We start from the raw sequence: 26226 nt of genomic DNA, 5'->3' as shown, positions 1-26226 counted from the left end.
CACTTCTTCGCAGAAACATTATCTTTTTAGAAGTGTTTCAGGTTGCGAATGGGGTTGTCGTGTATCAAATATTTCTTAAATTTTAATAAATGTCGAATTTAACAACCTGAACATCAAAGGGATATTCAATGCTTTTAAATGATGAACAACGCATGGTTCAGGACATGATGCGTAGCTATTCGCAGGCTAAACTGAAACCGACGGCTGCTGAGCGTGACAAAACACATCAATTTCCTGCTTTAGAATTAAAAGAATTAGGCGCTTTGGGTGCTTTAGGCATGACTGTTCCTGAACAATGGGGTGGTGCAGGTTTAGATTATTTATCACTGGTTTTGGCCATTGAAGAAATTGCCGCAGGTGATGGTGCGATCTCAACCATCGTGAGTGTACAAAATTCATTGCCATGTGGTATTACTTTAAAATACGGTTCAGAGGCTCAAAAAGAAAAATATTTGACCAAACTGGCAACAGGTGAATGGCTAGGCTGTTTTTGTTTAACAGAGCCACAAGCAGGTTCAGATGCAGGTGCTCTTGAATGTAAAGCTGAACGTGTTGGTGATGAGTGGGTTTTAAGTGGAACGAAGCAATTTATTACTTCAGGTCGGCATGCTCAGATTGCGATTGTTTTTGCAGTAACAGATAAATCTGCGGGTAAAAAGGGCATTTCTTGTTTCTTGGTTCCTACAGATACCGCAGGTTATATTGTTTCCCGTATCGAAGATAAAATGGGGCAACATTGCTCAGATACCGCAACCATTATTTTTGATCAATGCCGTATTCCTGCTGAAAACCTATTAGGCAAAGAAGGCGAAGGTTATAAAATAGCACTGTCAAATTTAGAATCTGGTCGGATTGGTATTGCAGCGCAATGTGTGGGTATGGCGAGAGCTGCTTTGGATGCAGCGGTTGAATATGCCAATGAGCGCAAGGCTTTTGGTGTGGAAATTGTGCAACATCAGGCGGTGGCTTTCCGTTTAGCGGATATGGCAACCAAAATTGAAGCGGCACGTCAGTTAATTTTCCATGCGGCAAATTTAAAAGATGCAGGTTTACCGTGTTTAAAAGAAGCCTCTATGGCGAAGTTGTTTGCATCAGAAATCGCTGAACGTGTTTGCTCAGATGCCATTCAAATTCATGGTGGTTATGGTTATGTTTCAGATTTCCCTGTAGAGCGTATCTATCGTGATGTACGAGTTAGTCAGATTTATGAAGGTGCTTCAGATATTCAGCGTTTGGTGATTGCACGAGAAGTGACGAAGATTTGATTCTACAGAGCGTATTAAAAAGGATTCATAGATTGAATCCTTTTTTATTCTCAATTTAGCTTTCATATGCTTAGAACATATTTTTCTGAGGTTGATTTATATCCAAAAACTGCAATGTAAATGAGGTCTATGGAAATTGATGTTCAATTCTATTCATGATTATCTATATGCATCGTTAATAGACTTCTTGCACGCTTAGTAACCTTTTTATTTTTCTCCTTAAAAGTGAAATAGAAAGGCTTTATACAAGAAATCTAATATACACAGTTCAATGATTGAACGGATAGCAAAAATAGTCATACAACACGCTGTTATCTCACAAGCCGTAATAAAAATCTGAGACATAGATTCATCATGCAGGATGCGCAAAGCAAGATGCTTTGTAAAGAATAGGATTAGAGGTTGCCGTCATGAAGACATTGGAACAAGCCCATCAAGAATTTGATTATGAACAACTGATTGCTGAACAATTGGTTGGAACGCCACAGGCGATCAATGCTTATGTGGAGTGTTGTGCACGATATATAGGTTTAAATAAAACAGCTTTAATTTGGCAAGGCAAAAATGGCGAATCTACGCAATGGAGCTTTGATCAACTGGCAGAAGCTTCAGGCAAACTTGCAAATTATTTGACATCGATTGGTATTCAATCAGGCGATTGTATTGCAGGATTATTGCCTCGTACTCCTGAATTACTCATCACGATTTTGGCAACATGGCGTATTGGTGTAATTTATCAGCCTTTATTTACCGCATTTGAATCTAAAGCCATTGAGCATCGAGTTGAAACAGCACATACCAAACTGATTGTGACCAATGAAGAACAACGCCCAAAATTAAATCATATTGAAATTGAGCATGTTTTAACAATTCATCAATCACAGAGCATACAGTCACAAAGTACTCCGTCTCAAAATACTCAGCATTCTGATCCTGATTTTTGGCAGGTATTGGAACAACAATCTGCTGAATGTGAACCTGTGATGCAAAGTTTTGAAGATGACTTCCTGATGATGTTTACTTCAGGAACAACAGGTCTTGCTAAATCTGTACCTGTCCCTCTAAAAGCAGTGTTGGCATTCAAAGAATATATGCGCCATGCGGTGGATTTACGTAAAGAAGATTCATTCTGGAATTTGGCAGATCCTGGTTGGGCATATGGTTTGTATTACGGTATTACAGGACCGTTAGGCTTAGGTCATAGCATTATTATGGATGAGCGAGCATTTAGCGTAGATAACGCCGTGCAAATCATCAAAAAATATAAAGTCAGTAATTTAACCGGTTCACCAACTGCTTTTCGTATGTTTTTCGGTTTTAAAGAAAAATTTGATCCATCTATTAAAGAACATCTGCGTGTAGTGAGTAGTGCAGGCGAGCCACTCACACCTGAAGTGATCCATTGGTTTAATCATGACTTAAATGTCAATATTTATGATCAATATGGACAGACTGAATTGGGGATGGTGATTGGTAATCATCATGCTTTAACACATGAAATTAAAGTCGGTTCAGCAGGCTATGCAAATCCTGGACATCGTTTTTGTGTGTTAAATCAGAACAATGAAGAAGTAGAAAAAGGTGGTGTAGGCACACTGGCTATCGACTTTTCACAATCACCTTTAACGTGGTTTAAAGGCTATGGCGGTAATAATCGCAAATCATTTGTTGGTCATTATTATTTAACAGGAGATACAGTTAAATTTAATGAATTAGGGGGTGTAGATTTTATTGGGCGTGCAGACGATGTCATTACAACGTCAGGCTATCGTGTCGGTCCTTTTGATGTGGAAAGTACTTTGCTTGAATGTACAGAAGTGCTTGAATCCGCAGTGATTGGTAAACCTGATCATGAGCGTACAGAAGTGGTGAAAGCTTTTGTGGTATTGAAACCTCAATTTTTAGCTTCTCTTGAGTTAAATACTAAACTTCAAGACTATGTCCGTTCTCGCTTATCTAAGCATTCTTATCCAAGAGAGATTGAGTTCGTTGAAAGTTTACCGAAAACTTCGAGTGGGAAAATTCAGCGTAATTTACTCAAACAACAGGAAATTGCCAAAATGCAAGAGGTTCAACAAGCGAGCTAATTCTCAATTCTAAAAGTTCCATACTTTGCACCCGGAAGGGTGCTTTTTTTTAATAAAATCTAAATACTTATTCTTCAGTAAATTTAAGTTCATATTTAATGCCAAAACACGAATAATCGAGAATCTGTATTTCAGTAAATATGCGTATTTCTTTATAATTAAAAAGCTTAATCTGTTAAAGCAATAATCAAATAGCTCCAATGTTGAAATTTTCTAATTAAATATATGCTATAGTGAATTATGTTCATCATTTCTTATCTGCTACTTATTTTAAGACAGTAAGAAAGATACCTAATTTATTTATTATTCAGTCATCGACTTTGCAGGTCTTTAATCATGTTAGAAATTAGACATCTAAAAACATTACTTGCATTGCGAGAGCATGGTTCATTGGTCTCGGCTGCAAATGATTTGTGCCTTACACCATCAGCGATTTCTCATCAACTCAAAGAATTAGATCATTGGTATGGTGTTGAAGTGGTTAATCGTCGAAGTCGTCCTGTATCTTTTTCAAATGTTGGACAGCGTTTGTTAAAATTAGCAGATGATGTATTACCACAGATCCAAATTGCGCAAACAGATATCACGCGTATTGTGCATGGGCAAACTGGACGGATTATTTTTTCATCCGAATGTCATAGCTGTTTTGACTGGTTAATGCCTTTGTTGAATCAATATCGTCAACAATATCCAGATGTAGACCTAGACTTTGCTTCTGGTTTTGAGGCGAATCCGCATGAGCTTTTACAAAATGCAGAGTTTGATTTACTGATCACAGCAGACCCAATTGCATTAAAAGGCATTGAATACTTCCCAATTTTAGAATATGAATCAAGATTGGTGTTATCCAATACGCATCCTTTGGTCAGAGCTGAGAAAATTACAGTTCAGGAATTGGCTGAAGAAACGCTTATTACTTACCCTGTAGATAAACATCGTTTAGACATTATGTCTAAACTATTTATTCCTGCAAATATTTTACCAAAGCACATTCGTACAACTGATTTAACCCAGATGTTGATTCAACTTGTGGCTAGTGGACGAGGAATTGGTGCATTACCTGACTGGGTTGTAAATGAATATGAACAAAAAGGTTGGGTTACGTCTCGCCGTTTAGATTGCGTATCTGCACAAGGTTTGCGCCGTACCTTATATGCAGGCTATCGTACTGAAGAATTGGAAAAAAGTTATTTTGAAGGTTTTTTAAAACAACTTGAAAAATTTGCGTTGAAACGTGCTAATTATTACAGTTCTTAAAAGATATTTTATGCCAGTATTCATAGCCTCATTATTTTTCTTCATAAAGGATAAGTGAGAGGCTTTATACACGAAATCGAAAATGATGGATTTGAAAATGAACAGTTTATTTGTTTACGGAACATTAAGGCCAAATCAGCCCAATGCTCATGTCATGGAAAATATTGGTGGAACATGGCAGGCGGGTTATATTTTGGGTACATTGGAAAATGTTGGATGGGGTGCTGAATTAGGAAGCCCAGGTATTCATTTAAATGCCAATGGTGAGCGAGTGAATGGTTATATTTTTAGCTCAGATCATCTTGCACAACATTGGTTTTATTTAGATGAGTTTGAAGGCAATGAATATAAACGAGTATCGGTTCAAGTGTTTCTTGAAGATGACAGTACCGTTGAAAGTTTGGTCTATGTTTTAAAAGCAAAATAAAAAGCTGAACCGCCTGTTGATGAATGTAAATCATAATGATCAGGCGGTTTTAAAAATGATAAATTTTTTATAATAATTGTATGTAAAAGATGATATTTATTGTTTTGAAAAATTGAATATCACGTTGTTTTGTCGTTGTATAAAACTTAAGAATTTCCAATCAATAACGATAAAATACCCGCAGCAATCAGCGGTCCTACAGGTACACCACGTAATACCGCAACGCCTGCAACCGTTCCAATCAGTAAGCCTGCTACAACATCAGGTTGATTACTCATTAATTTAACCCCGCGCCCACCAAGCCATGCCACAAGTAAGCCAATTGCAATTGCCAATAGTGATTTCCAACTCATAAATGATTTTAAAATACTTTCTCCCGCAATTTTCCCACTTGCAATCGGCGTGAGTACACCTATGGTTAAAATAATGATGCCAATATTTAAGCCATGTTGTTGTAGTAAAGGGAAAAACTCACTTAAAGGGGTGATCCTAAAGACAATAAGGACACCTGCTGCTATCGTCACCGCTGAATTGTGGCTAAAGACACCGCATGCAAGTAAAACGAGTAGAACGATTAAGTTTAAATCTAGACTAGAAATTTGCATAACCAACCATACGTGTTAACGTTTATAACAAAATATTAAATAGAGTGAACATCAAGCTAAATTAGTGAATCAACGAGTTAGACATCATGCATAAGCATGAATAATTTTTTTCAGTAAGGTGAAAAATAAAAGCATTATGCAACAAGCCTATTATTCAATAACTATCGCTTTTTTCCAATGAGAAATATTTAATCGTGTGATTTTGTGCATTGCTGAAGGTTAAATTTTTGCTCAAATTCCAAAGCGAGTTCAGACATTTTAGTTGATTTTAATTGCTGAATAAGCAGTAATTTTGCTTCATTTAGAGCTTGATCGAGTGCTTCATTAACAATTTGTTCAACAATACAATCAGGGTGATCTCGTTCATTACCCAAAGCAAAAATAGTCGGTTCACCCACGGCTTCATATATATCAAAAAGTGAAATATTGGATAAGTCTTGCGCCAGTTGCCAACCACCACCGGGTCCTTTTTCAGCTTTTACAAAGCCTGCTTTTTTAAGACCAGACATCGTCCGTCTCACCACAACAGGATTGGTCGTGAGCATTTTTGCAATTTCATCTGATGTGAAAGATTTCTCCTGTCTTGCCATATGTAATAGCACATGGAGCATTCTAGAGAGTTTACTGTCTGTACGCATATCGTTAATGTTCAAATAAATACAATTGTAACATCAAAAGTTGCAAATAGAATCAAACCTGAATATAGTAACTTTAAAAGTTACCTATTGGGGGATTACGATGCTATACGATGTTGCAATTATTGGTGGAAGTTATGCAGGTTTATCAGCAGCAATGCCTTTGGTTAGAGCACGCAAGAACATCATTGTGATTGATGCAGGAGAAAGACGAAATCGATTTGCTGAGCATTCACATGGTTTTCTAACACAAGATGGTACACCGGCAAGTGAAATTGTCAGTCAAGCTAAAGAGCAGCTACAAAAGTATTCAACCTTTGAGTGGCAAACTGGCTCGGTTAAGCGAATAGAAACGGTTGCAGATGAGTTTTATATTTGTGTAGATCAATTACGCTCGATTCAAGCCAAAAGAATTATTATTGCCTCAGGTGTAACAGATCAGCTTCCTAATATTCAAGGTTTGGCTGAACGATGGGGGAAATCAGTGTTTCATTGTCCGTATTGCCATGGTTATGAGTTAAATTTAGGTAATATCGCAATATTGGCAACCAATCCACATGCCTTTCATATGGCAATGATGCTTCCTGATTGGGGCACAACAACATTACTTTTAAATGGTCAGGCATTATTGAATGATTTTGAAAAAGAACAATTGCAAAAAAGAGCTGTGATTCTGGATGATCGCACTATTCAATGTATTGATCATCATGCAGATATTGTTTTTGATCATGGAGAGGTTGGTCATTTTGATGGTTTATTTGTTCAAACAAAGCCACAAATACAACAAGCATGGATTGAGAAATTAGGATGTAAAATTGAAAAAAATGAATTTGGACAATTTCTTCAAACTTCAGTATTAAAAGAAACATCAGTCAAAGGCATTTTTGCATGTGGTGATGTCGCGCGCTTAGGTGGTTCAGTTCCTTTAGCTGTTGGAGATGGCATGCTTGCAGGAATGAGTGCGCACAAATCTCTCATTTTCTAAAAGTATGCTCATAACGAACTAAGTGTATGTAGGAAATGAGTGCAACAATAAAATCAGCCTCAAAGAAATTTAGACTGATTTCAGTTAGAATTCCTTTTGCTTTAGCGTTTGGATGATATAGATCATGTTTGTTGAGAAAATGTTGCAATCACAGGGCTTTGGCTCACGAAAACATTGTCAGCAATTAATTAAAAGTGGTGCAGTTGCCATTAATGGTGAAATCGTTGATTCAGCAAAATTAAAACTCGATCTTCAACAATTACAATTTTCAGTACATGGTCAAGATTATCAGTATCGAGAAAAAGTCTATATTGCTTTAAATAAACCTCAAAACTATGAGTGCTCACATCAAGCAACACATCATTTTAGTGTATTTGATTTTTTTGATGACATTCTTATGAATCGTGGCATTCAATGTGTAGGTCGTTTAGACCAAGATACGACAGGTTTGTTATTGCTTACAGATGATGGGCAATTTCTACAAGCGTTAACACATCCGAAAAAACATGTGCCAAAAGTTTATCGAATGCAAACCGCTGATCCAATCCGTGATGAGCAACTCCAACAACTCGAACAAGGGGTGGAGTTGAGAAATGAAACGGGTACTTTTGCTGCGACTGATGTCACACGTTTGGCTGAACATGAATTAAGTATGGCGATTCACCAAGGCGTATATCATCAAGTTAAAAGGATGCTAGCTGCGGTTGGAAATAAAGTTGAAACTTTACATCGTCAACAAGTCGGGCAATTGGCATTAACTGAACTAGCTGAAGGTGAGTGGATCTATTTAAATGAAGCTCAAATTATGGCAGCCAAAAATATGCCAAATATCGCGTTCGCTTCAATTTAAATGGTCGTCACTATTTGCTTGATCGTTATTTGAGGAAGCAGTGATAGGTCTGAAATGCATCATCTTTAACGAAGCCCATTTGTTCATAAAGTTGATGTGACTGATAATTGCTTTTTTGAGTTTCTAAACTAATTCTTAACGCATTTTCATGTCGTGCAAAGAGGATAGCTGTATCAATCAATTGTTTGGCTGAACCTTGTCTGCGGTATGTAGGTGTAACGTAGACATCATCTAAAATATAATAAATTGAACATGCAAGTGAAGAAAAACCTAAATAAAGCAGTACAAAACCTGTAATCACATCATCTTTAATATGAATAAAAATGACACTTTCTTTATTTTCAAAACGTTGCTTTAAAAAAGAGAAAGATTCTTTAATGTTAGAAGATGAGCCATAAAATTGGCGATACTCATCAAATAAAATAGCAAGTTGATGCAGGTCTTCAAAAGTAGCGCGACGGACAATCATCGTTAAAACTCCTTGCAATTATTATTGGCTGTGCAAGTGAGCATAACTAAAAAAATCAAAACTATAGTAAAAATATTGTTTGAAAATGCGTCACTGTTAAGTTTTGTCACTTTCTCCTAAGATGGCATTCAATTCTGCAAAAATATCATCATCATCAGATAAATCAGTTTGTGCATCGGATAGGGGAGTATTTTGTTGTTCTTGCTTTAGTTTTCTAAGCTTGAGTAATTGCTCAATGTTAATGCTTTGATTTTCAATCGCAAAAGGAATGGACTTCGTGAGTACCACTTGTTTGAAAAAAAGACGAACCGCTTGAGCAGGTGTAATCCCCAATTGCTTGAAAACAGCAAACGCTTGTTTCTTTTCTTGTGAGTCAAGTCTGACTTGATAAACTTCTGTTTTTCTCATGAATTTAAACCAAACAACCTTATAGTTTGAGCAGTTATTTTAATCGAACTAATTGTAATTTCAATCTTTAATCGATAAAAAGTAAAGTTTTTGTCATTACAATGAAATTATAGTGTTAATACATTGTCTGAACAAAAGCACATTTCAACTAAAGTAACAGGATCAATGAAGCAAATTTCTTTGGCAAGTAGCTGTAAGGGCATTGAAAAGTCATTGTCTTTTTTATGTATGACATGTGGATAGAAAGGGTCATTTTTAATTGGAATATTCAAATAATTGAGATGCACGCGTAGTTGGTGTTGTTTCCCTGTCTGAGGTTTAAGACAGTATTTAGCCCATTGATCATTATGTTCTAAAAGCGCTATTTCAGTACTGCTATTTTTTTCGCCGTCTACAACAGACATGGTGTAAAAAGGTTGTCCCTTTTCCATTCTTAAATGTACAAATTGTGGGAAATCTAAATCTTTACGAAATGGAGCAATCGCATGATAAGTTTTTTGGACTTTACGCTCAGCAAACATTTGTTGATAAATGCCACGAGTCTCAGGCCGCTTTGAGAATAAAACTACACCTGCTGTTTCTCGGTCTAAGCGATGAATAGGGGTTAAGTCTACATTTTGCGTGGTTTTTTTAAGGCGAACCAGTAAGGTTTCTTGCACATATTGTCCTGTTGGACTCATGGTGAGAAAGTGTGGTTTATCTACAACCAATAAATCAGCATTTTCAAAAATTATCTTTTCATAAAATGGTACATGAATTTCATTTTCTAGAAAACGATAGTAATAAATATGGGTATTGGCTTGATACGCTGATGTCATGGTCAGTGCTTGACCTTGCATATCAATAATCAGTTGATCTTGAAAACGCTGTTGCCATTCATTGTTTTTAATATGTGCAAAATGCACACATAAATATTCAAATACAGTCTGATCAGTATTTTCATTGGGTAAAAAGACTTTACTGGCTGTAACACCATTAATCATCGAGGGTTGGTATTCAGGTGCAATTTTTGAATGGTTCATTGAGAAGTGAATCAGCTTAATTTAAAAAGAAGGCAAGAAAATACAACTGCAAAAAATAGGCAGATGACGCATATTCATCACAAAGCAACATAGGTTTTGCAGACATGCAATGTTATCATAATGCCTTGTTTTAATCATGTTGTGAGTCAAGTTGTGAGCGCCATGCAATATTCATTTAAATTCAGTCTGAGCAATGAACAAGATACGCAAAAATTAGCGCAAAAATTAGCGCAAAATATGACTCAAGGTGTGATTTATTTGATTGGCGATCTTGGTGCAGGAAAAACTACCTTAACGCGTTATTGGTTGCAAAGTTTAGGACATCAAGGGGCTGTAAAAAGTCCAACTTATACATTGGTCGAGCCTTATCATATTTCAGGTCGAGACGTCTTCCATTTTGATCTTTATCGCCTGAATGATCCTTATGAGCTTGAACTTATGGGGATTCGTGATTATTTAGATGTGTCTGATGCACTCTTTTTATTTGAGTGGCCATCAAAAGGTGGAGATGAGATTCCGCAAGCCGATTGCATTATTGATATTCAAAAGTCGGATGATGAAACAGTACGTGAAGTGACATTAAATTTTCATTCAAAAGCTCTATTACAATCGCTACAAAAATCAGTTTAAAGCATGATATTTGCTGTTATTACGCATAAAACACAGGTTATCCAATGCAACGTGAAGAAATCAGTTTAAGACGCATTCAGACTTTAAATCCTGCATTAGCCAATCAAATTGCTGCGGGTGAGGTGATTGAACGCCCATCATCTGTGGTGAAAGAATTACTTGAAAATTCAATTGATGCAGGTGCAACTGAACTGATCATTCGTGTGGCACAGGGTGGTAGTACACTCATTGAAATCATTGATAATGGGCGAGGAATCCATCCAGATGATTTAGCTCTCTCTGTGACCCGACATGCGACCAGTAAAATTCAAACAGCGGAAGATTTACAAGCGATCATGAGTCTAGGGTTTCGTGGAGAGGCTTTGGCATCGATTGCTGCTGTTTCACGATTAACTTTAACCAGTAGTCAAGATGATTCAGGTGTGGGCTATCAACTGGAAGTCAATGGAACTGCATTTGATCATCAAGATATTCAAGCAGTTGCTTCTCAGCAAGGCACACATATTCGCATTCAAGATTTATTCTTTAATGTACCTGCACGACGTAAATTTTTAAAAAAACCCACCACAGAATACGGGCATATTGAAGAAATTGTACGCCGTATGGCATTAACTCATTTTGATATCCGTTTTGTGTTAGAACATAACGATAATATTCGTTTGAATTTACCCATTGCAGATAGTGGTGAGTTGCGTTTTCAACGAGTCCAACAACTGTTGGGTCGTCCATTCACAGAAAATGCTTATTGGATGGATGCGGACAGTATTCATATGCGTTTATCTGGTTGGCTTGGACATCCTTCTGATGCTAGAGCGCAGGCGGATTTGCAGTATGTCTATGTGAATGGTCGTATTGTAAAAGATAAAACCATCTCACATGCCTTACGCATGGCTTATGATGGGATTTTGCATGGACATCAACATGCAGGTTATTTGCTATTTTTAGAAGTTGATCCTGAAAATATCGATGTGAATGTGCATCCGACTAAGCATGAAATTCGTTTTTTAAATCAACGCGAAGTACATGAATTTGTACGCCATTATGCCAAATCAGTTTTATCTCAGTTTCAGACTGCAATGGCTGATTTGTCTTCGGCAATGAAACAGAATGAAGCAGAGAATGTGTTGAATCAGCCACAGCCTCGTTATCAGGAACAATTTCAGTTACATCGTGATGCAAATAATCAACACCTACAAAATGTAAATAGCCTAAGCAATGCAGAAGTATCTTTAAATATAGAAAATACACTCACAGATTTTAGTTCTAATCGACCACAAAGCGTTGCATATCAACCTCAAACACCTTATTCAGGTACACAACAACTCAATAACGCATTAAAGAGCTACTTAGCACCTTTAAGAGAACAATCTACTGATGAAAATACTGCAAATGTAGATGGTCAATTTGAGTCTGCACCGAGCAAAGTGGATGAGTTTCCGCTTGGCATTGCAATCGCACAATTACATGGCATTTATATTCTTGCACAGAATACTGAAGGCTTAATTATTGTAGATATGCATGCTGCTCATGAACGTATTTTATTACAGCAAATGAAAATGGCATGGGATAAACCTGAATTTTGGATGTCTCAGCAATTGCTTATTCCAAAAGTCATTTCTATTACGCGTATGCAAGCTATGCGTATTGATGAACTTAAACCACAATTAGAACGTTTAGGTTTGGACATTGATCAATATGGCGATGATCAAGTGATTGTACGCGGTGTGCCTGCCATTTTACACAAAGCAGATTTTAGTGCTTTGGTTCCTGAATTGCTGAATGATCTTGATCCAAATGATGAAGCTCAAGCTTTGCAACAAAAGCGTGATCAAATTTTAGCAGGCATGGCATGTCATGGAGCAGTTCGTGCGCATCGCATGCTGAGCTTATCTGAAATGAATGCTTTATTGCGCCAAATGGAACAAACCGAATTTGCGAGTCAATGTAATCATGGTCGTCCAACATGGCGTGCATTTCCATTGGCTCAATTAGATAAATTATTTGCTCGAGGAGAGTAGCTGTACATGTCAAATCAATTGCCCGTCATCAATTTAATGGGGCCTACGGCAAGTGGGAAAACGGCTTTGGCATGTGAGTTATATGAACGAGGTGGTTTTGAGCTTATTTCAGTCGATTCTGCGCTTGTTTATAAAGATATGGATATTGGTACAGCTAAACCGACCAAAGAGGAGCAGGCGCAATATCCGCACCATTTAATCGATATTATTACGCCTTTGGAAGTTTATTCGGCAGCACAATTTGTTGAAGATGCGTGTGTTTTAATTGATGATATTCATCAACGCGGGAAAACACCGATTTTGGTTGGTGGAACGATGCTATATTTTAAGTCTTTACTTGAAGGATTATCAGATAATCTACCGAGTGCTGATCCAGCAATTCGTGCTGAAATTGAAGCTAAAGCTGATAATCAAGGTTGGGATGCCGTTTATCAAGAATTGAAAATGGTCGATCCTTTAGCTGGTGAAAAGTTTAAAGTCAGCGATAAGCAGAGAATTATTCGTGCTTTAGAGGTCTTTAAAATTACTGGACAGCCAATTACAAAATTACAAGCAGAACAACCTAAAAATGTTGCATATCGTTACAGTTTTCATAACTACGCCTTGATGCCTGACCGTGTACAATTACATCAAAGGATTGAGTTAAGACTAAAAAAAATGTGGGAAATCGGATTTTTAAATGAGGTCGAGTTTCTTATGAAAAAATACGATCTCAATGAAAATTTACCCGCTGCTCGATCAGTGGGATATCGCCAAGCTTTAGATTTTCTTAAAAATAGTGATGTATGTCATAAAAGTAAACAAGAAATGGAGGATAAGTCTTTATTTGCGACACGACAATTGGCAAAACGTCAATACACTTGGTTACGTTCTTTGCAAGAAACACACCAATTTAAAACTTATTTGACAATAAAGCAGGCTCAAGAAGACTTGCGAAACTTATATGGATAAAGCAAAATTTACACACTATCTTTTTTATAATTTTTAATTGAAAAATCAAAGATAGTTTTTGCGCTGATTTTAAATTTTTTTGGAGTATAAAATGTCTAAAGGTCAAACTTTACAAGATCCGTTCTTAAATTCTCTCCGTAAAGAACGCATTCCTGTTTCTATCTTTTTAGTAAACGGTATTAAATTGCAAGGTCATATTGAATCTTTTGACCAATATGTTGTTTTATTAAAAAATACAGTAAGCCAAATGGTTTATAAGCATGCTATTTCGACTGTAGTACCTGCACGTAACCCACGTCCTGCTGGTGCTCCTGCTGGTGCTCCTGCTGGTGCTCCTGGTAGCTTCGGTGGCGGTCAACAAGGTGGCTTCGGTGGCGGTCAACAAGGCGGCTTCGGTGGCGGTCAACAAGGCGGCTTCGGTGGTCAAGGTGGTTTTGGCGGTCAAGGCGGTGGTTTTGGGAGSCAAGGTGGCTTCGGTGGTCAAGGCGGCTTCGGCGGTCAAGGTGGCGGCTTCGGTGGTCAAGGCGGCGGCTTCGGTGGTCAAGGCGGCTTCGGCGGTCAATCAAATACAGGTTTTGAAGCTGAAACTAAATTTGAAGATTCTCAAGAAGACGAAAATAATCGTTAATTTGAGATAAAAAAGACGCCGTTTAGGCGTCTTTTTTTTGATTAATTATTGGATTTTAAAGTAATTATAATAAAAAAGCCTCATCATGATGATGAGGCTTTTTTATTTGTCTATAGGTTTAATTCGTTGTAGGTGCTTTGTTGTCTAATCGAGGATCTTTAATTTCAACATAAGTACTGGCACGTAATTCTCTTAACCAGCTATCCAGTTCTGAGTCAAATTGACGTTCACCCAAAATCTGACGTGCCATGCGTTGTTGGTATTCTTTGGTCATATCTTGTTGACGTTTACCTGTGACTTGCAGAATATGCCAACCAAATTGTGTTTCGAAAGGAGCACTCACTTGGTCAACTGTAGCACTTTGCATGACTTTATCAAATTCAGGAACCATCATGCCTGGACTAACCCAGCCTAAGCTTCCGCCATCACGTGCTGAACCTGGATCATTTGAATAAGTTGAAGCAAGCGTACTGAAGTCTTCACCTGCTTTAATACGATTATAGATGCTATCAATCGTTTGCTTCGCATTTTCAGGGCTGACAACTTCAGATGTTTTAATCAGAATATGGCGAGTATTATATTGAGGGACTAAAGCTTTTTGTTCATTGCCTTTACGTTCAATCAGTTTAAGAACGTGGATACCATCCGCTACAGGGATTAAATCAGTTGTTTGTCCTTCGTTTAGTACACTTACACGTGCTGCAAGTTCAGCTGGGATATCTGAAAGTGGACGGAACCCCATGTCTGCGCCTTCAACTTTAATTGAAACTGATGAATATTTCTTTTCTAAAGCTTTAACGTCATTGTTTGAGGTGAGGTCTTTTTTAATCGCTTGTGCTGTTTTATTTAATTCAGCAGGCGAAGCATCACCTGAAATGCGCATGTGTATGACATGGGCTTGGCTACCAACGGAAGCTTGACCTTCAGGTGATTTTAGGAAATTTTCAACATCTTGGTCGCTAATTTTAATCCGTGACATCACTTGTTGTTGGCGAAGTCGTTGAATCTGTAAATCATCTGAAATACGATTACGCAATGTTTCATATGTACCCGGTGCAACAGCATCTAATTTCTGTTGAAAAGCTTCTAGACTTTTCGAACCTGATTGGCTCGCAACTTTTAATACTGCATCATTCAAGGTTTTTTCATCAACTTTTAAGCCATAGCGTTTGACTTGTTCAAGTTGCGCATTTTGTAAAATAAGTTGATTTAAAACTTGTCTTTCTAAAAACTGCTGTGGTGGAACTTGTTTTTTTTGTGCTTGAAGTTGGTGCGTTGCTTCAGCTACACCTTGATCTAAATCACTTTTTAAAATTGCACTATTACCAACAACAGCTACGACTTGGTCTGTAGTTTCAGCGAATGATGGTAACGAAGCAGAAAGAGCTAATGTGAGTGCTGTCGCTTTAAAAAGTTGTTTTAAATTTTTCATCTTCATTAATGTGTCCAAGATTGATTAACTTTATCGAAGCCTAAGATGCGGTTTTCGAGTAATGAACTTAGTTTGTTATTTAATCCACCTAATCCTTTTAAAGTGAATTCAGCCATTACTGCACGCTTAGGTTTTACACCAGGATCGTTCACATTGTCTAAGTCATTATAATAAGAACGACCGTAGACAGAAACGCCCCAACAACATGATTCATAGTTCACACCTAATAAATATTCGCGTGCAACTTGGTTATCTAGATCATATTGGACATGACCCATGATGCGCCAATTGTCTTTTACAGGCTGTATAAATGATGCAACGGCTTGATCATACGCTTCTTGGCGGTCAGGAAGATTATCTCGATAGAAATAACCAACGTTATAAAGATTGCCTTTTTCACCTGTGTAATACAGTTGGAAATCACGCTGAGCGTTATCGCCATTTGACATCCAAGCTGAGTTAGCACCAATTGTGAAATTTTGTGACAATTGACTTGAAAGGCTAATTACTGGACCCGTATTTCTAGCAGTATCAATTTCATCGGTCTTGTTCAGATTAACGCGACGATCATCAAAATAATAACTTTGACCAATACCAGCACGTAAGCGTTCTAAGCCGACGGTATCAAATAAGCTGTAGCTAACGCCTAAAGAGAGGAAGTTATTATCATCTAAGCGGTCATGACCATAGAAGCGGTAGGGGTTAAATAATTGATCATAACTAATTGATGCAGTGGTGGTATCAAAGTTTGGATAGCCACTTTGGTTTTCATATGGTGCATAAGCATAAAATGCGCGCGGTGTTATGGTTTGTAAAAACTTACCTTCTTTTTCAAAAGTCAGCCCAGTATCTAAAGTGAACTGGGGGACAACAACCGACTTATTCTTTGAGTCAGAACTAAAGTTTGTATTGTCTCGTGTTTCTTGATCGTAAAATGTATTTAAGCTACGAACAGAAACTTCTGGGATAGCAAAAGCCCAAGGATTACGGAAATTATAGCGTGTCGCAAATTGGTTGTAGAGGCGCGTACCATTCGGTTGTGCTTGATTTTCAAAATCATTAATATTTTTCTTAAAATAAGCACTATCACTATTAATTTCAAACTCTAACCCTTGCGGATTACCACCGACATAGTTAATTAATAGCTGTGGTAAACGAGCATAGGGTTTATCTACATCTGGAATTGTTTTATCCAGTGTTTGGAAATCTTCAACCTTGAATTGTGCACTCAGCCCTGGAATTCCATGACTATAATTGAGTTCCCAAGCACGACGTTGATTTAGCTCGGTACGTGTACTTGGACTATTATCTAGATCTGAGAAGAAATCTTTATCAGATACATAGTTGTATTCAAGGTTAGTTGACCATTGTTTGTCAATTTGCCAATTATGTAATAGATGTAGGTCTTTACGATCTTGATCGTCATATTTACGATCTGAAGGTAAGTAACTTCCCCAAATACTACCATCACCAAAATTTTGAGTTAGATAGCGAAATTCGCCTTGTGCTAACAGTCCACGATCTGTGATAAGACGTGGTGTAACCGTCGCATCGTAATTCGGTGCTAGGTTAAGGTAAACAGGAACTGAAAGCTCAAATCCACCATCATTAGAAAAACCAAAGTTTGGATTTAAAATCCCTGTGGTTCTACGATCATCAATTGGGAAGTTGAAGTAAGGTACAGCCAATACAGGGGTGTCTTTAATATAAAGCTTGGTGTTGCGTGTAACTCCACGACCTGTATCTTGATTTAGTTCAATGCTTTTTGCTTGCAGTTTCCAAGTTGGTGTTTCATCAGGAGGACAAGTGGTATAAGTCGCATCTTCAAGTACAACAACATTGGGTGAGGTTCTACTTATTTTGTTGGCATGACCATGTGCATGGGTCGCTTCAGCAATGTAGAAGCTATTATTTAATTCGCCAGTTTCATCTTTTAAATTGTAATTAATTTGATCACTTTGGGCGATTAAACCGCCTTGTGCCATTTGTACATTGCCTTTTGCTTTGGCAAAAGTTTGTGTTTGATCAATGGTCACTTCATCAGCGCGAATCATTCGACCTTGTTGGTCAATTACCACATCACCTGACAATATCGAGTCGCCATTTGGATTGTAATAACCATTATCTGCGGTAATTACAGAGCTACCATCTTCAGCAGCAGTCGCTTTGGTTTGACTATCAAAAGGTGTAATCCATATACCTTCACAAAAATGATTGCTCAGGGTATTGGTGTCGCGGACTTGAGCTTGAGCAGAATGTTTATCAACATAATATTGCTCAAAGAAATTTTGACCTGGAAAGCTTTCTTTAATTGCAGCATTCAGTTGCTTATTATCAGTGGTAGAGATGCTTTCCGTCGATTCGGCATAGCTTGATACACTGCTTCCGCAAAGAAGGGTCAAAATAGCAGTCGCCAAAGGATTAAATTTAAACTGATGCTTCATTTGTTTCATTAACCAAGTATGCAAATCGCAATTAATTATTCTCGCATCATAGAGAAAAAGTTGATAAGTAGCTACACTTAGGGCTTCAAAAATTCAGCCTGTACTAGATTTTATTGCAAATGAATACACAACGTGAACAATTAATACAAACATGGGTTACATCTGTACTTGATTCAAATCAGTTTCAGATCAATTTTTTAGCAGGCGATGCGAGCTTCCGTCGTTATGCACGAATTCAATTGAATAATAAAACATTTATGCTCATGGATGCACCTCCTGAAAAAGAAGATTGTGGGCCTTTTGTGACAATTGATGAATTCTTTGATCAGCATGGTGTACGTGTTCCACATATTATTGCCAAAGATTTGCAACAAGGCTTCTTGTTACTAGAAGACTTTGGTGATGTTTTACTTTCGAGTTTATTGAATGATGAAACAGTGGATGCACATTATGAGCAGAGCTTTAAGCAGCTGATCCAATTGCAATCTATAGATGGAATCAATCATTTTCCTGAATATGCTTATGAAAAATTGATTAGTGAAATGGAGCTTTTAACCGATTGGTTATTGCCTTCATTAAACATTCAGCCAACTCGTGATGAGCTAGGGCTGATTAAGCAAACTTTTGCAATTTTAGCAAATGCAGCTTTGGCTCAGCCTCAAGTGATTGTGCATCGTGATTTTCATAGTCGTAATTTGATGATTTTGAAAGATGAAGTTGCGCAAGGTGTGATTGACTTTCAGGATGCTGTGATTGGTGCTGATACATATGATTTGATCTCGATCACGCGTGATGCCTATGTGCAATGGAATCCTGAGCGTGTTTATGCATGGTTTAAAGTGTTTTATGACATGCTTCCAGAAACTGCAAAACAAAATCGTGATTTTGAGCAGTTTAAGCAAGATGCCGATTTAATGGCAATTCAACGTCACATTAAAATTTTAGGTATTTTCGTGCGCTTGTTTGAGCGTGATGGTAAATCAGGTTACTTAAAAGATTTACCGCGTGTGATGTGGTATTTACTTGAAGAAAGTAAAACTTATGCAGAATTACAACCATTTATGCAGTTTATTCAGGATAAGGTGATGCCGAAATTCGAAAATAAATATGGCAAATATGAGGTTGTTGCATAATGAAAGCGATGATTCTAGCTGCAGGTTTAGGCAATCGGATGCGACCTTTAACGTTGTATAAGCCTAAACCCTTGCTTGAAGTGGGTGGTAAAGCACTGATTGTTTGGCATATCGAAAAGCTTAAAAAAATTGGTGTAACTGATATCGTCATCAACTCTGCATGGTTGGCTGATATTTTGATCGGAACATTGGGCGATGGTTCTCAATTTGGTGTCAATATTTTATGGACACGTGAAGATCAAGGTCTAGAAACCGCAGGTGGAATCATCAATGCCTTACCACTTTTAGGAACAGAGCCTTTTATCTTGGTGAATGGTGATGTTTGGACAACCTTTGATTTTGCATCATTATTGAATGTGAATCTTGGAAATGATTTGGCACATTTAGTTTTTGTAACCAATCCGGAACAACATCCAAAGGGTGATTTTACCTTGGCAGAAAGTCGTGCTTATACTTTTGAGCAAGAACAACAAGGTGACAACTTAACCTATAGTGGTGTGGCTGTTTTAAATCCTCAAATGTTTGATGGTTTGGAAGCTGGGAAGCGTCCACTGGCACCTTTATTAAAACAAGCCATGATAGATGGGCGTATTTCTGCTGAAAAAATGCAGGCTGTATGGGTAGATGTTGGTACACCAGAGCGCTTAAGCAGTTTAGATTTGCAGATTCGACAGGGTATATACGATTAACTGTGTAATCACTAATCGTTAACTACTGTTCCACGGTCTAGAAATCGGTATACTTCTATCTAATTTTTTTGAGATGTCATTTGTTTATGCATCCATTTTTCCAAGAGTTACAGCTGGGTAGTCAAAAACTTGGACTTGATCTGAGTGAAGAGACATTGGAATTGTTGCTGAAGTACCAAGATTCATTGGTGCTTTGGAACAAAGCCTACAATTTAACTGCGATACGTGATCCAAAAGAAATGTTGGTGAAACATTTATTGGATAGCCTGAGTATTTTAAAAGACTTACCACAAGGTCGTTTGCTTGATATCGGAACAGGTGGAGGTATGCCTGGGATGATTATTGCATTGTGCCAGCCAGATCGTGATTGTGTGTTACTCGATTCAAATGGTAAGAAAATCCGTTTCTTAAAGCAGTTTATTGCAGATTTAAAACTAAAAAATGTTATTGCAGTACAAACGCGTGTTGAGAATGAAGACAGTATTCATGAACTCGGACAGTTTGATGTCATTACGAGTCGTGCATTTGCTTCTTTGACAGATTTTGTCGCGGCCTCAAAACCTTATATGCATTCGAGCAGTATTATTGCGTCTATGAAAGGTTTGGTTCCAACTGATGAAATTGAAGTTATTAAAAATCAATTCTCATGTGACATTATTGAACTACATGTTCCACGTTTAGATGAACAACGACATTTACTTTTATTAAAGCAAATTTAAAACATACTCAGGATTGGGGTTACTATGGCTCAAATTATTGCTATTGCGAACCAGAAAGGTGGCGTAGGTAAAACCACAACAGCTGTGAATTTAGCTGCCTCTTTAGCAGTCTTAAAGAAACGTGTTCTTTTGGTGGATATGGATTCCCAAGGCAATGCCACAATGGGATCAGGTATTCAAAAAAATGATTTATTGTATTCGGTAACGGATGTTTTATTGGGCGAAGTTCCGATTGAAACGGCGATTACTAAATCTGAGGTTGGATATAAAGTTCTCGGATCAAATCGTGATTTGGCGGGTGTTGAACTTGCAATTGCAGATCAAGAAGGTCGTGAATATATTCTTCGTAAAGCATTACGTGAAGTTGAAGAAAATTTTGATTATATTATTGTCGATTGTGCACCAAGCTTAAGTTTAATTACAGTGAATGCTTTGACCGCTGTTGATGGTGTACTGATTCCAATGCAATGTGAATATTATGCTTTGGAAGGTTTGGCGGATTTAACGCAAACAATTGATAAAATTCAACAAGCCTTAAATCCAGAGTTGGAAATTGTTGGCGTGTTACGCACCATGTATGATGCGCGAAATGCTCTAACACGTGATGTTTCAGAAGAGCTTGAACAATATTTTGGAAAAAAACTGTACGAAACTGTTATTCCACGTAATGTTCGTTTGGCTGAAGCACCTGCACATGGTCTACCAATTATTTATTTTGAGAAAAACTCAAAAGGCGCAATTTCTTATCTAAATTTTGCGGCTGAAATGTTGAAAAAAAGTAAAGTGAAAAAAGGAAGCAAAGCATGACCGTAAAAAAACGCGGATTGGCAAAAGGTCGTGGTTTAGATGCATTGTTAGGTTCAATCCAAAAAGAAAAATTACAGCTTGAAGTGCAAGCATTGGATCATGGTCAGTTAAAGCAGATTGATGTTAATCAGTTAAAACGGGGGGCGTATCAACCTCGTCGTTTTATTGATGAGCAAGATTTGCAAGAGCTTGCTGCTTCGATTCAGAAGCATGGTGTAATGCAACCAATTGTGATTCGTCCAATTGACGATGAAGAATGCGCTTATGAAATTATTGCAGGTGAGCGTCGTTGGAGAGCAGCAAAACTTGCAGGTTTAACCGAAATTCCCGCAATTGTTCGTGACTTAACCGATCAAGTGGCGATTGCACTTGCGTTGATTGAGAATATTCAGCGTCAAGATTTAAATCCAATTGATCAAGCTTTAGCTTTACAGCGCTTCCATGAAGAGTTTGGATTAAGCCATCAAGAAATTGCAGATACGGTTGGTAAAGCACGTACAACAGTTAGTAATTTATTGCGTCTTTTAAGTCTTGCTGATGAAATTAAGGATTTTATGCAACAAGGTCAGTTAGATATGGGACACGCACGTGCCATTTTGACTTTGAAAGCCAAAGACCAAATGCAAATTGCAAAGATTGTAATTGAAAAAAACCTCTCTGTGCGTCAAACCGAACAATTGGTTCGTGATTGGAATACGCCAAAGCAAGAAAAGTCTAAAGTAGCAACGGTTCCAGATGTAGCGCAATTGACGCAAAAGCTTGCTGAGCGTTTTAGTGCAAGTGTGAAAATTGATTATAATAAGCAAGGTAAAGGAAAGCTGGTAATCAGCTATAACTCATTGGATGAGTTGGATGGGATTTTAAATATCTGTCTGTCTGAATAAAAATATATAACATTTAACTGATTGGGGAATAAAAGATGTGGGAATTAGTGAAAGCAGGTGGCTGGCTCATGCTGCCACTGGTGTTGTGTTCGATTTTTACGGTAGCAATTTCTATAGAGCGTTTTATACGTTTAAAGCGTTCTATGGTGATTCCTTCATCTTTGACGTTGTTGCACAAAAATAATACTTTAGATAGTGTTCTAGATACTTTGGAAGAAAGTAAAGTTGCGAGAGCAACCAGTTTGGGTCGTATCTTAAGCGCAGGTGTAGAAACTTATCATAAAGGTGATACTTTTGCGCGGGCGCAGATGGAAGCAGTTGCATCCCGTGAAATTGGTTTCTTAGAAAAGAATATTAACTTTCTAGGTACTTTGAGTGCTGTTGCACCACTGCTTGGCTTGTTGGGTACAGTGATTGGGATTATTGAGTCATTTTTAGTGATTGATTTAGGTTCAAATGCCAATCCAACTATGATGATTCCAGGTATTTCTAAAGCTTTAATCACTACAGCGGCAGGTATGGTGATCGCAATTCCGGCATTATTTGCCTATCGTTATTTTCAGCGTTTGGTCAGTGAATATGTTGCTGAATTAGAACAGCAGTCGACTTTATTTCATGCTGCTTTGTTTTATCAAAAGCATCGTGATTTGGTTGAAAAGGCTGATCAAAGAAAAGTGGGCTAAGGATAAGGAACACTTTCATGAAATTTAAAAGATCGACTGTTGAAGATATCCATATCAATTTAACCCCCATGATTGATTGCTTATTGTTTATCTTGGTGATTTTATTGTTGACCACCACGTTTAATCAGCAAAGCCGAATTAATATATCTTTGCCTGATGCGCAAGGCGTGCCACCAAAAGATTACGATCACAAAATTGAAGTCATGGTAGACTCTACAGGTCACTATGCTGTTAATGGTCAGGCTTTATCCAGTAAAGATATGGCTGATTTAAGCAATGCCGTTAAGCAAACAGCCAGTGATCGTCGTGATTTAATGTTTGTGATTGCGGCAGATGCAAAAGCAACGCATCAAGATGTGATTCGTGTCATGGATGTTGCGGGTCAGCTTGGATTCGTGAATATCAATATCAGTACTAAAGTTCCTTCCCGAGGTTATTAATCCTGTGAATCAAGATGTAAAGATCTATGTACGCCTCATTTCGTATTTAAAACAGTATTGGGGGATCGCTTTATTGGTCCTTGTTGGATTTGCAATTAATGCTGCAACTGAAGTTTCTGTAGCAAAATTACTCAAATTCATCATTGATGCGATTCAAAGCGGTAATCGTAGTGAATTAAATTGGTTTCCAGCTTTAATCGTTTTGCTTATCTTTTTCCGTGGATTTGGTTTATTCATGGGCGGATATTTTACAGCAGTCATTTCACGAAGCTTAGTCTTTAGTATTCGACAAGAAGTTTATGCAAAACTACTTCGCTTACCTTCGCAATATTATTTAGATAATTCATCTGGGCATATTACTGCCAAGATTATGTATAACGTCGAGCAAGTGACAGCAGCATCCTCAGAATCATTGCAGACTATTGTAAAAGATGGCTTAATTACAGTGGGTTTGTTGGGTTATTTGTTTTATTCCAATTGGAAATTGACGCTGTGTATTTTTATCGTTTTACCGTTTATTGGTTTTTTAGTTCGTAAAGCATCCAAACGTATGCGTAAACTGTCCATTCAAGTGCAGGACACCATGGGTGATGTGAACCATGTTGTTCAAGAAAGTGTCAATGGGCAGGCGATTGTTAAAAGTTTTTCAGGCGAGGCTAGTGAGCAAAAACGCTTTTATAATTCTTCTCAAGAAAACTTAAAACGTGGTTTAAAAATGGTGGTTGTTCAAAATCTGAATAGTCCACTGGTGCAATTGGTCATGGCAATCGCAATGAGTGTGATTGTTTGGTTGGCGCTTAGACCCGAAATTTTAGGAGATACGTCTGCTGGAGAATTTGTTGCTTATATTACTGCGGCAGGTTTGTTGGCAAAACCAGTGAAAAGTTTGACCGATGTAAATGAAAAATTACAGCGCGGTATGGCAGCAGCTTATTCTGTTTTTGAATTGTTAGATTTACCAGAAGAAGAAAATACGGGAACACAGACGCCAAAACTACAAGGTCATATTCGATTTGATCATGTGGATTTGACTTATCAAGATGGTACCCATGCAATTCAAGATTTCACTTTGAATATTCAATCTGGACAAACAGTTGCCTTGGTTGGTCGTTCAGGTGCGGGTAAATCTTCATTGGTGAATCTGTTGGTTCGTTTCCAAGAAGCCAGTAAAGGTCAAATTTATTTAGACGAAATTGCGATTCGTGATATTGAATTAAAATGTTTGCGTACTCAGGTTGCAATGGTCAATCAACAAGTAGTGCTCTTTAACAGAACGATTCGTGAAAATATTGCGTATGGTCAGTTGGAAGGCGCGACGGATGAAGAAATTATCGCAGCGGCAAAAGCCGCCTATGCACATGATTTCATCATGGCTTTACCTGAAGGTTATAATACTCAGTTGGGTGCACAAGGTTTGTCACTTTCAGGTGGACAGCGTCAACGTTTAGCAATTGCGCGTGCAATTTTGAAACGTGCACCAATTTTGATTTTAGATGAAGCGACCAGCGCTCTAGATAATGAGTCTGAGTATTTTATTCAGAAAGCATTTGATGAAGCAATTCAGGATCAAAATCGTACAACTATCGTAATTGCACATCGTTTATCGACTATTGAAAATGCAGATATTATTGTGGTGATGGATAAAGGGCGTATTATTGAGCAAGGTACGCATGCAGAGCTATTGGCTCAGCATGGTGCTTATTATCAATTGCACCAACGTAATTTTGAGGAATAACTTCCGATGTCTATAGTGCAAATCATTCAAGATGCTTGGAATAAACAGGCGAAGTGGTTGATTGTTTTGCGTCCATTTTCTTGGTTATATCGATTCGGATTTTTACTCAATAAAAAAATGTATCAAAGTGGTATGAAGCCTCGCTATAAAGCCCCGATTCCTGTCATGGTGATTGGAAATATTACGGTGGGTGGTAGCGGAAAAACCCCTTTATTAATTCACTTGGTTAAATACCTGCAACAAAATAAAATTAAGGTGGGTGTTATTAGTCGCGGATATGGTGGTCAAGGTGCATTTCCTGCCTTAGTTACTTTAGATGTGGTTCCAGAAATGGTTGGTGATGAACCGTGTTTAATTGTTCAATCTACAGATGTACCAATGGCTGTTGGTCCAAATCGTCAGGAAAGTATTGAACTTCTTTTACAAAATTACAAATTAGATTTAATAATTAGTGATGATGGTTTACAACATTGGGCTCTAGAACGTCAATTGGAGTGGATTGTCTTAGACAATAATCGTGGTTTGGGTAATCAGAAGTTATTACCTGAAGGGTATTTACGAGAACCAGTAACACGATTAAAAAATAGTACAGTGATTGAGCATGCACAAAATCCAAAGACTGATTTGAATATGCATCTACAAGTTGCAGAACCTTATTTGCTCAATCCAATGTATGATCAGGCGGAAATTTTTGATCCAAATGCGGATTATTATGCGGTTGTTGGAATTGGCTTTCCGCAACGCTTTTATAAAACGTTAGAAGGAATCGGTGTTCATCAATTCCAATGCCATGAATTTCCAGATCATTATGACTATGATATTGATGATATACAGTTTGAAGATACCAATCCGATTATTACCACTGAAAAAGATGCAGTAAAGTTATTACCCCTATTAAAAAAACATCCGACATTTAGTCGAGAAATTTGGGTAATCCCTGTTGAAGCAGTTTTATCGGATGAGTGCTATACCTTATTTAATCAACAATTGAGTCAACTGAATATTCATATTTCTTAAGGTTTG

At 37.6% G+C, this 26226-nt stretch carries 26 protein-coding genes; 19 read left to right on the top strand and 7 right to left on the bottom strand.

Features of this window, described 5'->3' with window-relative positions:
* Positions 1–128: 128 nt before the first annotated feature.
* From B9T35_RS10345 to B9T35_RS10330, 4 genes are all read left to right on the top strand, one after another.
* Positions 129–1265: an acyl-CoA dehydrogenase gene (locus B9T35_RS10345; RefSeq protein WP_086191031.1), complete on the top strand. Its 1137-nt coding sequence runs from the start codon at positions 129–131 to the stop codon at positions 1263–1265.
* A 410-nt stretch (positions 1266–1675) separates the two neighbouring features.
* A complete protein-coding gene (locus tag B9T35_RS10340; protein ID WP_086191030.1) occupies positions 1676–3352 on the top strand; it encodes an AMP-binding protein in 1677 nt (558 codons plus the stop codon).
* A 336-nt stretch (positions 3353–3688) separates the two neighbouring features.
* Positions 3689–4609, top strand: a complete 921-nt coding sequence (locus B9T35_RS10335) for a LysR family transcriptional regulator (RefSeq protein WP_086191029.1) — start codon at positions 3689–3691, stop codon at positions 4607–4609.
* Positions 4610–4706: 97 nt separating this feature from the next.
* The gene (locus B9T35_RS10330; RefSeq protein ID WP_086191092.1) at positions 4707–5036 is read left to right on the top strand and encodes a gamma-glutamylcyclotransferase family protein; all 330 of its coding nucleotides are present in this window, start codon (positions 4707–4709) and stop codon (positions 5034–5036) included.
* Between the two features lie 146 nt (positions 5037–5182).
* Here the strand turns inward: B9T35_RS10330 and B9T35_RS10325 are convergent, their stop codons facing one another.
* Both B9T35_RS10325 and B9T35_RS10320 read right to left on the bottom strand, forming a co-directional pair.
* A complete protein-coding gene (locus B9T35_RS10325; protein WP_086191028.1) occupies positions 5183–5641 on the bottom strand; it encodes a DUF441 domain-containing protein in 459 nt (152 codons plus the stop codon).
* Positions 5642–5829: 188 nt separating this feature from the next.
* Entirely contained in the window at positions 5830–6279 is a 450-nt protein-coding gene (locus tag B9T35_RS10320) for an RrF2 family transcriptional regulator (RefSeq protein WP_086191027.1), read from the bottom strand.
* A 100-nt stretch (positions 6280–6379) separates the two neighbouring features.
* On the opposite strand from B9T35_RS10320, the gene B9T35_RS10315 reads away from it, so the two are divergent.
* Complete coding sequence (locus tag B9T35_RS10315; protein ID WP_086191026.1) at positions 6380–7261, top strand: NAD(P)/FAD-dependent oxidoreductase; 882 nt, start codon at positions 6380–6382, stop codon at positions 7259–7261.
* Positions 7262–7385: 124 nt separating this feature from the next.
* Complete coding sequence (locus B9T35_RS10310; protein ID WP_086191025.1) at positions 7386–8111, top strand: pseudouridine synthase; 726 nt, start codon at positions 7386–7388, stop codon at positions 8109–8111.
* A 25-nt stretch (positions 8112–8136) separates the two neighbouring features.
* Here B9T35_RS10310 and B9T35_RS10305 read toward each other — a convergent pair whose 3' ends face one another.
* From B9T35_RS10305 to B9T35_RS10295, 3 genes are all read right to left on the bottom strand, one after another.
* On the bottom strand, positions 8137–8580 hold the full coding sequence (locus B9T35_RS10305; protein ID WP_086191024.1) for a GNAT family N-acetyltransferase: 444 nt from the start codon (positions 8578–8580) through the stop codon (positions 8137–8139).
* Between the two features lie 96 nt (positions 8581–8676).
* Positions 8677–8988, bottom strand: a complete 312-nt coding sequence (locus B9T35_RS10300; RefSeq protein WP_086191023.1) for a type II toxin-antitoxin system RelB/DinJ family antitoxin — start codon at positions 8986–8988, stop codon at positions 8677–8679.
* 107 nt (positions 8989–9095) lie between these two features.
* On the bottom strand, positions 9096–10010 hold the full coding sequence (locus B9T35_RS10295; protein ID WP_086191022.1) for a pseudouridine synthase: 915 nt from the start codon (positions 10008–10010) through the stop codon (positions 9096–9098).
* 162 nt (positions 10011–10172) lie between these two features.
* Between B9T35_RS10295 and tsaE the strand changes: the two genes are divergently transcribed.
* The 4 genes from tsaE to hfq all read left to right on the top strand — a co-directional run bounded on the left by tsaE (position 10173) and on the right by hfq (position 14237).
* Complete coding sequence (gene tsaE / locus B9T35_RS10290) at positions 10173–10640, top strand: tRNA (adenosine(37)-N6)-threonylcarbamoyltransferase complex ATPase subunit type 1 TsaE (protein WP_086191091.1); 468 nt, start codon at positions 10173–10175, stop codon at positions 10638–10640.
* Positions 10641–10684: 44 nt separating this feature from the next.
* Positions 10685–12658, top strand: coding sequence for a DNA mismatch repair endonuclease MutL (gene mutL, locus B9T35_RS10285; protein WP_086191021.1), 1974 nt, complete (start codon positions 10685–10687; stop codon positions 12656–12658).
* Positions 12659–12664: 6 nt separating this feature from the next.
* Positions 12665–13609 (top strand): tRNA (adenosine(37)-N6)-dimethylallyltransferase MiaA, encoded by a 945-nt coding sequence (gene miaA / locus B9T35_RS10280; RefSeq protein WP_086191020.1) that lies wholly within the window; start codon positions 12665–12667, stop codon positions 13607–13609.
* A 91-nt stretch (positions 13610–13700) separates the two neighbouring features.
* Positions 13701–14237, top strand: a complete 537-nt coding sequence (hfq, locus tag B9T35_RS10275; RefSeq protein WP_086191019.1) for an RNA chaperone Hfq — start codon at positions 13701–13703, stop codon at positions 14235–14237.
* Positions 14238–14355: 118 nt separating this feature from the next.
* Here the strand turns inward: hfq and B9T35_RS10270 are convergent, their stop codons facing one another.
* Together B9T35_RS10270 and B9T35_RS10265 are read right to left on the bottom strand one after the other, a co-directional pair.
* Positions 14356–15675 carry a peptidylprolyl isomerase gene (locus tag B9T35_RS10270; RefSeq protein ID WP_086191018.1) on the bottom strand — a complete coding sequence of 440 codons (1320 nt, stop codon included), beginning with the start codon at positions 15673–15675 and terminating at the stop codon, positions 14356–14358.
* Complete coding sequence (locus B9T35_RS10265) at positions 15675–18113, bottom strand: LPS-assembly protein LptD (protein ID WP_086191090.1); 2439 nt, start codon at positions 18111–18113, stop codon at positions 15675–15677. The genes B9T35_RS10270 and B9T35_RS10265 overlap by 1 nt, the downstream gene beginning before the upstream one ends.
* 119 nt (positions 18114–18232) lie before the next feature.
* Here B9T35_RS10265 and B9T35_RS10260 point away from each other — a divergent pair, with 119 nt between their 5' ends.
* The 9 genes from B9T35_RS10260 (at position 18233) to lpxK (ending at position 26220) form a co-directional block, all read left to right on the top strand.
* The gene (locus B9T35_RS10260; RefSeq protein ID WP_086191017.1) at positions 18233–19246 is read left to right on the top strand and encodes an aminoglycoside phosphotransferase family protein; all 1014 of its coding nucleotides are present in this window, start codon (positions 18233–18235) and stop codon (positions 19244–19246) included.
* Entirely contained in the window at positions 19246–19935 is a 690-nt protein-coding gene (gene murU / locus B9T35_RS10255) for an N-acetylmuramate alpha-1-phosphate uridylyltransferase MurU (RefSeq protein ID WP_086191016.1), read from the top strand. The genes B9T35_RS10260 and murU overlap by 1 nt, the downstream gene beginning before the upstream one ends.
* Positions 19936–20021: 86 nt before the next feature.
* Positions 20022–20654, top strand: coding sequence for a 16S rRNA (guanine(527)-N(7))-methyltransferase RsmG (gene rsmG, locus B9T35_RS10250; protein ID WP_086191015.1), 633 nt, complete (start codon positions 20022–20024; stop codon positions 20652–20654).
* A 24-nt stretch (positions 20655–20678) separates the two neighbouring features.
* Positions 20679–21461 carry a ParA family protein gene (locus B9T35_RS10245; RefSeq protein WP_086191014.1) on the top strand — a complete coding sequence of 261 codons (783 nt, stop codon included), beginning with the start codon at positions 20679–20681 and terminating at the stop codon, positions 21459–21461.
* Positions 21458–22345, top strand: a complete 888-nt coding sequence (locus B9T35_RS10240) for a ParB/RepB/Spo0J family partition protein (protein WP_086191013.1) — start codon at positions 21458–21460, stop codon at positions 22343–22345. The genes B9T35_RS10245 and B9T35_RS10240 overlap by 4 nt, the downstream gene beginning before the upstream one ends.
* Before the next feature lie 35 nt (positions 22346–22380).
* Positions 22381–23028 (top strand): MotA/TolQ/ExbB proton channel family protein, encoded by a 648-nt coding sequence (locus B9T35_RS10235; protein ID WP_086191012.1) that lies wholly within the window; start codon positions 22381–22383, stop codon positions 23026–23028.
* 17 nt (positions 23029–23045) lie between these two features.
* Entirely contained in the window at positions 23046–23468 is a 423-nt protein-coding gene (locus B9T35_RS10230; protein WP_086191011.1) for an ExbD/TolR family protein, read from the top strand.
* 4 nt (positions 23469–23472) lie between these two features.
* Positions 23473–25203 carry a lipid A export permease/ATP-binding protein MsbA gene (gene msbA, locus B9T35_RS10225; RefSeq protein ID WP_086191010.1) on the top strand — a complete coding sequence of 577 codons (1731 nt, stop codon included), beginning with the start codon at positions 23473–23475 and terminating at the stop codon, positions 25201–25203.
* A gap of 6 nt (positions 25204–25209) precedes the next feature.
* On the top strand, positions 25210–26220 hold the full coding sequence (gene lpxK / locus B9T35_RS10220; RefSeq protein WP_086191009.1) for a tetraacyldisaccharide 4'-kinase: 1011 nt from the start codon (positions 25210–25212) through the stop codon (positions 26218–26220).
* Positions 26221–26226 lie beyond the last annotated feature (6 nt).

The sequence above is a fragment of the Acinetobacter sp. ANC 3832 genome (assembly GCF_002135415.1).
GTDB lineage: Bacteria > Pseudomonadota > Gammaproteobacteria > Pseudomonadales > Moraxellaceae > Acinetobacter.
Note: the sequence above shows the minus strand (reverse complement) of the source record. Positions and strands in the feature narration are given on the sequence as shown.